7 protein-coding genes are annotated in these 7,945 nt (G+C 46.8%); all 7 read right to left on the bottom strand.

Annotated elements, in window-relative coordinates; translation table 11 throughout:
- Positions 1-380: cytochrome C (locus Q0369_RS00510; protein ID WP_298094520.1), on the bottom strand; the 380-nt coding region annotated here is incomplete at its 3' end.
- A complete protein-coding gene (locus Q0369_RS00505; RefSeq protein WP_298094515.1) occupies positions 377-1,024 on the bottom strand; it encodes a hypothetical protein in 648 nt (215 codons plus the stop codon). The genes Q0369_RS00505 and Q0369_RS00510, both read right to left, overlap by 4 nt.
- Complete coding sequence (locus Q0369_RS00500; RefSeq protein WP_298094510.1) at positions 1,021-1,845, bottom strand: 4Fe-4S dicluster domain-containing protein; 825 nt, start codon at positions 1,843-1,845, stop codon at positions 1,021-1,023. Before Q0369_RS00500 ends, Q0369_RS00505 begins: the two co-directional genes overlap by 4 nt.
- Entirely contained in the window at positions 1,842-3,047 is a 1,206-nt protein-coding gene (locus tag Q0369_RS00495) for a nitrous oxide reductase family maturation protein NosD (RefSeq protein WP_298094506.1), read from the bottom strand. Before Q0369_RS00495 ends, Q0369_RS00500 begins: the two co-directional genes overlap by 4 nt.
- Positions 3,044-3,820 carry a cytochrome C gene (locus Q0369_RS00490; RefSeq protein ID WP_297960770.1) on the bottom strand — a complete coding sequence of 259 codons (777 nt, stop codon included), beginning with the start codon at positions 3,818-3,820 and terminating at the stop codon, positions 3,044-3,046. Before Q0369_RS00490 ends, Q0369_RS00495 begins: the two co-directional genes overlap by 4 nt.
- Before the next feature lie 42 nt (positions 3,821-3,862).
- Positions 3,863-6,454: a Sec-dependent nitrous-oxide reductase gene (nosZ, locus tag Q0369_RS00485; RefSeq protein WP_005870833.1), complete on the bottom strand. Its 2,592-nt coding sequence runs from the start codon at positions 6,452-6,454 to the stop codon at positions 3,863-3,865.
- 12 nt (positions 6,455-6,466) lie between these two features.
- Complete coding sequence (locus Q0369_RS00480; RefSeq protein ID WP_298094503.1) at positions 6,467-7,624, bottom strand: hypothetical protein; 1,158 nt, start codon at positions 7,622-7,624, stop codon at positions 6,467-6,469.
- Between the last annotated feature and the right edge of the window lie 321 nt (positions 7,625-7,945).

The raw sequence follows: 7,945 nt of genomic DNA, 5'->3' as shown, positions 1-7,945 counted from the left end.
AGTCCGCTCATCAGGCTGTTTTTGATCTTACCCGCTTTATAATCTTTGAGGCTTGCTAAAATTTGATCCTTGCTCTTGCCGCCGATCGGCGGAGCGATCTTGCCGCGTCCGTCATCGCCGTGGCAGGGCGCGCAGCTTACCAGATAAGAGCTACTAACCTTAAAATCGCGCTCTTTGACGCTTTGCTGCAAAATTTTAATATTTTTTACGTCCTTATCGTCGATGAGATCGACGCTCTTGCTCTGCGGCGCCGGTTTTGCTTGCACCTGCGGCTTGACTTCTTGCTGCGGCGCGCTAGAATCGTCCGAACTAGCCATAAAGATCATCAGCGCGATCAGTGCTACACCCAAAATCAAAGCTAAAATTTTGCCCGGTTTCATTTCTGCTCCTTAAATTGTTTGTTGAACTCGTAAATTTCTTTCGCCATCGTCTCTATCTGCTGCTCGCTCATGCCGTTTACGAGCTGCACCATAAGAGGATTAGGCTTTTCTTTGAATTTATACTTTTTAATCATATCCACGATCTGCGCGTCGGTTTTATCCAGAAGCGACGGACCTATGATGCCGTTGGCGTAGTCGTCGTGGCACGCTGAACAGCGCAGGATAAAATCATGCCCAAGACGCTTTTTCATCAGATCAAAATTTAGCTTTTCGTATTGGTTTTTGATGCTCGAATACGCCACGATATTTTTGGTCGTTTCGTTCACGTCGCCGTTTAGATTAAAATTTACCTTTCGCTCGCCGTAAAAATCGTAGCTTACGAACTTATCGTCCTTCTTGGGCGCTTCGCCGCTTTTAACGCTGATGCGAGGCTTTGCAGTATGATTTTGTTCCGCGCTCTGCGATGCGGAATTTACACTCGCGGAATTCTGATCCGCAGAATTTTGCCCTGCGGGGCCTTGCGAAACGGAATTCTGCCCTGCAGAATTTGCGGCGGCGGAGCTTGAATTGCCGTCATCTCCGCAGCCGCACAGTAAAAGCGCCGCAGCTAGCGAGCAGAGGCGGAATTTAATAGAGTTTTTCATTGTTTTCCTTCATAGATTGATTTGTAATCCGCCCGCGGGATTATCTCGATGATACGCGCCGGGCAGAGCTCTGCGCACGCGCCGCAGCCGACGCAAGCACTACGGATCTGCGGGGCGAAATGTTCATTCGCCTTTATCATTGCAATAGCTTCAAGCGGCTGCGGGTAAGGGCACAGCGACGCGCATAGATCGCAGGACTTGCCCTCTTTCGCCGCCAGCGCAGAATTTAGCTCGCGCTCTTGCTCGGTCTTGGCGGGCTTTAGGCGCAGATCGCTAGATTTTAAAACCTGCCCGCGATACGCCAAACAGGCGTCTAAATTTTTAATCACGGCGATACCCATTTTAACCTTTTTAGGCTCGTTCGTCTCGTGGCTGAGCGCGCCGCTTGGACAGGCAAGCACGCAAGGAAGCGCGCCGCAAAGATAGCAGCCTCGCTCTTTCGCGTCGATGACGGGCGTGCCGATGTCAAAAAGATGGGTAATATCCAGCAGATAGATGCTGTGATAGGGGCAGACCTGCACGCATTGGCCGCACTTGATACAGCTACTGCGGAAGCCGCGCTCCGCCAGCGCTCCGGGTGGGCGCAGATATAAAGAGGCGGAATCCCCGCTAGAATTTTTTGCGAAATTTTGCTTTATGGAATTCGGCACGGAATTTTGCCCTGCAGAATTTACGGAATTTGACGCGTCGGAATTCTGCGCTTTGCCGCCCGTAAAATTTACGGAATTTGTGGAATTCTCATCCGCAAATAAGCTCGCTACCCCTAGAGTCCCAAGCGCTCCGCCGAGTAGTTTTATCGCTTCGCGTCTATTCTTTATCATTGCTTCATCCTAGGTTTTGTATCTTTTAGCAGTAGCTCGGGCTCTGAAAACGGAGCGAGCTTGGAAATGAAATTTAAAAGCGCGATCCCGCTGGAGCCGTAAAAAAACCGCACGCTCGGTTTATGTGCCCAAAGTCTGTCGGCATAAGCATATGAGCTGTAGCTAACGTCGCCGTAGCCGTCGCCATCGCGATCAAATCCGTCGTAATCGTCGAAATAGTTGCCACTCCATTCGTTTTGCAAGAGCTTGGATTGGGGCGTATCGTTTAGCACGATCTCCATATTGCCTTTAAATTTATTGTTTTTAAATACGCTTTTTAGCTGCGTGGCGTGGAATTGCACGCCGATGCTGTTATATTCGATATCGTTGTTTTCAAAAACGTTAAGTGAGCCCGGCTGGTAGGGGGATTGATCCAGATAAAATCCGCGGGCATTGTAAACGACTTTATTATCTGTAACCCTGAAATTTGAGCTATCCTTCATACCGATGCCTACGCCGTAAGCGCCGTCTGCATTGCGCACTACGTTACGCCTGGCTATATTATCGCTTGAAAACATAAAAAATAATCCCACGCTATTGCCGTCGTAGTAGTTATCCTCCACGACGTTATGTCCGGAGTTCATAAAGTGCAGCGAATAGCGGCAGCTGTGGCCTTTATTGCCTGCGACGAGATTGCCGTTTGAGAAGTAAAAAACGGTGTCGCGGACGTTATGGACGTCGTTATTTAAAATTTTATTGGCATTGGAGTACCAAAGCTTGATGCCGTCGCCTTTGAAACTCGTGCGGTAGGTATTGCTTGAAATTTCGTTGCCCTCGATCGTTACGTCGTTTGCCTTGCTTAGCACGACGCCGTAGAGCACGTCTTTGATGAGATTATTTTTTATGATTACGTTGTTTACGTCGCTTACGTTGATGCCCGCATCCTCGCTAAGATGCTCGAAGCCTCCGTTTTGAATTGTTAAATTCTTGATTATAACATGCGGAGAGCGGACGCGGATGACCGTTCCGTTGCGATCGCCTATGATCACGGCGGAGCGGTCTAGTCCGTCGATAGTAAGGGGTTTATCGATTAAAATATTGCCGTGGTACTCGCCCGCGGCTAGTTCGATAATATCGCCCGCTTTTGCGCTATCGATCGCGTCTTGAAGCTCGCCCGCGCCTAAGCTTAGCGCGAACGAGAATGCTAGAAGCAAAAGCCTCATCTATGCTCTCGTAGAAATTTTTTCTTAGATAGCAGTGCTAACGCCGATAGTAGCGACAGAGCTAGCATCAGCCAAAAGCCAAGAGCCGGATATGAATGGGTAGTAAAATGCGCCACACTGCCGTCGCCAAATGCTGTAGGCATAAAAGGCTTTATTTTAAACGCGCCCCAGTCTTGCAGGTTGTGCCCGAACCAATACAGCCAACCCACGTAGCAGCCGATGAAGATAAGCGGCGCAATGATCGGCAGGATCATAAGCAGAGTCTGCCCCTTGCCGTCGTAGTACAAAAACGCAAGCATACCGATCGTAGCGATTATGAGATAATACGGCGATAGCGAGTGCTCAAGCGTGCCTCCGCGCCATACTGGATACATTCCGATATAGTGGTTTAGGGTATTCATCTCGCTGATATCGCCGCTAAAACCGTCTACGTGGACGTAAAGTGGAATTCCGTCGGGGAAAGCCTCTTTAGGGTAGTTCGGCGCTTCAAGTGAAATTTTCCACACCGGTATGCTAGGAACTCCCACTTCAAATTTATGCTCTAGCATCGCGCCTAGATCGTTTTTAACATCACTAGGAATTAGGTGATTTTTATACGATGCTTTCGTATAAAAATTCCATATCGGTGCGGAGTATGCGGGCAGCTGCGAGACGCTGCTAACCTGCCCCGATACGATTTTGCCTTGGACTTTGAAAAATCCGAGCGTAGGGATGGTAAAAGCGACCGTCATAATAAGCAGCGCTAAAATCGCGTAAATTTTATATTTTGGCATTTCATCTCCTTTAAATTCTCCCCCTCGCGGGGGAGAGTGGGGCTAGTTAAGACCCGCGTTCTCATCGACCCATTTTAGGTATTCGATGATATCTTTGATCTCTTCATCTTTCATATGCTGATTTGGCATGCGAAGGTTGAAGTAATTTATCATTGCCTTAACGTAGTCGTCTTCGTAAAATTTAGCCGGATCTTTGATGAAATCGGCTACCCATTTCTCGCCGTTTTCGTGGCGAAGTAGGACGCCCGTTAGATCAGGACCGGAGCTTACTTGACCGATGACGTGGCAGCCGTTGCAGCCTCCGCGTAGGTAAGCCTTCTCGCCGTTAGATGCAGCCTCGCTCATAGGAGTGGAGAGCTCGCGGATCAGGTTGTTTTTAGCGCGAAGTCCAACATCTGCGGTTTTTACTAGATACTGCCAAACTTGACCTTCCCAAAGTATTGCGCCATTCATATCGCCTGCTTTTACCGCGGCGTCTGCCTTGGCTTTGGTTTCAGGAATTTTGCCATATTGATCCAGCGCGTCATCGACTAAAGCCTTGACCTTAGGATATTTCTCGTAGTTTTTCTCTTTTAAGAATTTAACGACTGATTGAATAACGTCGTCGGTGGCTTTATTCGTAGCTACTACCTTGTCGTATTCGGCCTTTAGAGCCTCTGGGCTAAGAGCTTTTAGCATAGAAGCTTTAGCTGAAGTGTATTTTTTATTCGGATCTTTTACATATAGATATCCAAACATCTCAAGGTGTAGCGCAGAGCAGAATTCCGTGCAGTAGAAAGGAAATACGCCCTCTTTATCTGCGATGAAATTTACGCTCGCAGTCTTACCCGGCTCAAGTGACATATGCAGATCGTAATCATCAACCGTAAAGCCGTGAGTTTCGTCCTCGGCACGCTCTAAATTTGTCATATAGATCGTTACGTTATCGTCCTTATTAACCTCGATGTGCTCAGGATTAATATGGCTGCGGATCGCTGTAGCATAGACTTTTACGTTTTTGCCGTCGCGCTCGATGCGCTCCTGACCTGCTAGCGTCATAGCAGGGTGCTGCTTGCCGGTACGAGAGTTTGTTCCCATAGTATAGGTAGGTTTCGTATGAAGCTTACTGGCTGCGATAGAAACTACGTCGTGCGGCTCGCCAAGACCGATAGGAAGATCGTAGAGCATCTCCATTTTAGGTCCTGTAATGTCGATAAGCTGGTGATTTTGCGGATGAAGCGGTCCGATAGGATTAAATCTATCGATCGAAAGCTTATCCAGCGCGATTACGTATTTGCCGACAGGCTTTGAGGATTTGCCCTCCATAGAATCAAGGTGACCGATATTGTAGTGGACGTTGATCCTATCTAAAACCTTTAGCGTCTTGTAGTTCCATTTTACGATCTGGCTATCAACGTAAAGCGATGTATAGATTACGCCATCTTGCGAATCGAAGGTGTTATGCAAAGGTCCAAGACCAAGCTCTGCTTGTCCGTGAAGCGTCTTTTGCATATCTAGGATCGGAATTCCGTATGGATCCTTGCCTGCGTATTCTTTTTTATCAATTAGCTCTTTGATCTTTTTAAAATCGTAAACGCTAGCGTGAGTATCTAGTTTACCGCCGATGATGATATAGCGACCATCAGGGCTAACGTCAACGCCGTGAGGGGATTTGGCTTCAGGGATCAAAAATAGCGCTCCCGCTTTTACGGCGGCGTCTATCGTAACGATTCTGTGTCCGTTTACGACCTTATAGTTTTTGCTATCTTGAGCAAGCTTTTCTAGAATTTGCCAGTTATAAACGTGCAAGTAGTCGGTATCGTTGCGGCTCATACCGGCTTCCATAGGAGGCAGACCCTTTTCGATGCCGCCCGTGTACATTTCGGAGTTGAAGCTGTTAGTAAACGCCCAGCCGAAGCTTTCGCCCTTACCTGCGTCACTTAGATCTTGCATATATGGAGGAAGCTCTAGAGAAAAGGATTTATTTACGTCGATTTTACCTTTATCGTAGTCAAATTTCCATAGTGTTACTGCACCGCGATAGACTGCTTGATACTCCTCGATTGGGTGCCAGTCGTTATCAAAAGGGGCTGCGTATTGGCTGGTTTCGATGACGTATTCGGTATTAGGCGTTACGAAAGAGCCGCCGTGATCGCTTTTGATTACCGGATTTACGACTATTTGAGTGGTTTCGAAATCTGATAAATTTATAACCGCGATTCTTGGGTTTGCCTTATCGTTAATAAAGAGATAATCGCCCACATACTCGCCGTTTTTTTCGCTGAAATTTGGGTGGTGAGTATCGCCCCAGTTGATCTCTTTGCCGTTAATGGAGCCCGATCTTAAGACCGCCTTGCTCTCCTCGTCAAAGCCGTATCCCTGCCAAGGCTCCGGGGTAAATACGCCGATATATTTGTAGATCCTCATCGACGGCACGCCGTAAACGATCACCTGCCCGCTTTGACCGCCGGAAGAGAAGACCATATAATCGTCCTTCCTACCGGTCGGCTGATAGGTCTTAGCCGCCGCTAAAACGTCTTTTTCGCTTAAATTTCGTTCTTTCATCACGCGCTCTAGGTCGCTATCCGCGGCACACAGGGCGCTTGCGGCGAACAAAACCGAGCCCAAAAGCACGGGTTTGAAACTTTTTAACATACTAATCCTTTCTTAGAATTTTAAAATTTTACCTGATTTGCTGACTACGAGGATCGCTTCCCCGTCTGCGTACATCGCTAAAAATTCGCTTTTTAAATCCACAACCTCCTTTAATCCTGCTTTTTGATTTTCGTAAATTTTATCTTTAGTAGCGATAAACTGCGTGCCGCGGGCGCATACGATGGATTTGATCCAAGAGCCCACGCTTTTGCGCTCGCCACTTTTTAAATTTATAAAATTCCCCTCTATATCGCCTGTAAATAGCGTCCCATCGCAGTCTGCAAGTGCAGTGGCGATAGAGCCGCTTAAATTTTTATCGCCAGCTTCGGCTGAAATTTCGCTTTGAGTTTTAAGCCCCTCGTCTTGAAATTTTGCGCCTTTGAATTCTGAGCCTTGAAATTCCGCGCTCTTCGTGCCGCTAGCTTTTATTTCGTTTGGCTCGGAGCCTTGCGCGCTTTTCGCATTATTAAATTCTGCATCTTTAAATTTCACACTACCAAGCTCTCCCTGCGCGGCTCGATTAGGCGCTGTATCGATGCCGCTAAATTTAGTCGCAAAAAGATCTGCGCTAAAACAGGCTACGCCGCTCCAGCTTGCGACGCAAAGTCCGTTAGCGCCCAGGCTAACGGCATTGATCCTGCCGTAATGAAACGAAATTCCGCGCAGCCCGTCGGGGATGGAATTTCTATTTAAAGATTGCCCGTTCGCGGTGGAATTTTCACCCAAGGCGTAGCCGCCGTCCGCGCTGTTATCAGGGTCCTCGTCTAATCTTATTAGTTGATTCTTATCCACTACCGCGTAAATCGTGTCTTTTGCGGCATAGATCGCATCTATTTGGGCTGTGCCGCTACGCCCCGTCTTAAGCGTGCGTAAAAACTTTAATCTATCGTTTAGCACCGCGATTTCGGCTCCGCCCCAAGCTAGATAAATTTTGCCGTTTTTAAAATTTAGAGCCGTAATTTCGTTATCGCTGTATTTTTGCGCGAACTCCACATCCCATTTAGCAGTATCAAACATCCTAAGCTCGCCGCCACTGCCGCATAAAAGCAGTCGGTGCGAGCTTGCGTCGAATGCGCCCAGACGCAGCGTAGAGTTTAGATCAAAGCTACCTGCTGCTGCCATCTGCGATAAACAAATCAAAAAGGCAATACAAAATTTTTTAAAATTCATCTTAATCTACTCTTTGCGAAATGATACTATCCCAAGGCTTAAAAATCGGTTTAAAGCTTGAGCTATAATGGAATTCTAAGTTTTCTTAAAAGTTGCGAAATTCTATGATATAAAAACAGCTCTAAGTGAAATTTTATTTTTCACATTTCGCTATAAATTCTGCTTTAAAATTATAATTTCAGTAAATTTTTATTTTGATAGATTTTTACAATTCGTAACGCTCCTTTAATTTTGTTTAAATAAAAAGTTAGTATAATCGCCAAAGTTTGTTTTAAATTTTACTGAAGGAGAAACTATGGAGTTTCTGACAAGTTTGTCTGA

The sequence above is a fragment of the uncultured Campylobacter sp. genome (genome assembly GCF_938030685.1).
Taxonomy (GTDB): Bacteria; Campylobacterota; Campylobacteria; order Campylobacterales; family Campylobacteraceae; genus Campylobacter_B.
The sequence above is the reverse complement of the archived record's forward strand: the minus strand, read 5'-3'. Positions and strand labels throughout refer to the sequence as shown.

Bases quoted from the DNA above. Each gene is read 5' to 3' on its own strand.
- nosZ (WP_005870833.1), bottom strand. From the start codon at position 6,454: ATGTTAAAAAGTTTCAAACCCGTGCTTTTGGGCTCGGTTTTGTTCGCC.
- Q0369_RS00490 (WP_297960770.1), bottom strand. From the start codon at position 3,820: ATGCCAAAATATAAAATTTACGCGATTTTAGCGCTGCTTATTATGACG.
- Q0369_RS00505 (WP_298094515.1), bottom strand. From the start codon at position 1,024: ATGAAAAACTCTATTAAATTCCGCCTCTGCTCGCTAGCTGCGGCGCTT.
- Q0369_RS00500 (WP_298094510.1), bottom strand. From the start codon at position 1,845: ATGATAAAGAATAGACGCGAAGCGATAAAACTACTCGGCGGAGCGCTT.
- Q0369_RS00495 (WP_298094506.1), bottom strand. From the start codon at position 3,047: ATGAGGCTTTTGCTTCTAGCATTCTCGTTCGCGCTAAGCTTAGGCGCG.
- Q0369_RS00480 (WP_298094503.1), bottom strand. From the start codon at position 7,624: ATGAATTTTAAAAAATTTTGTATTGCCTTTTTGATTTGTTTATCGCAG.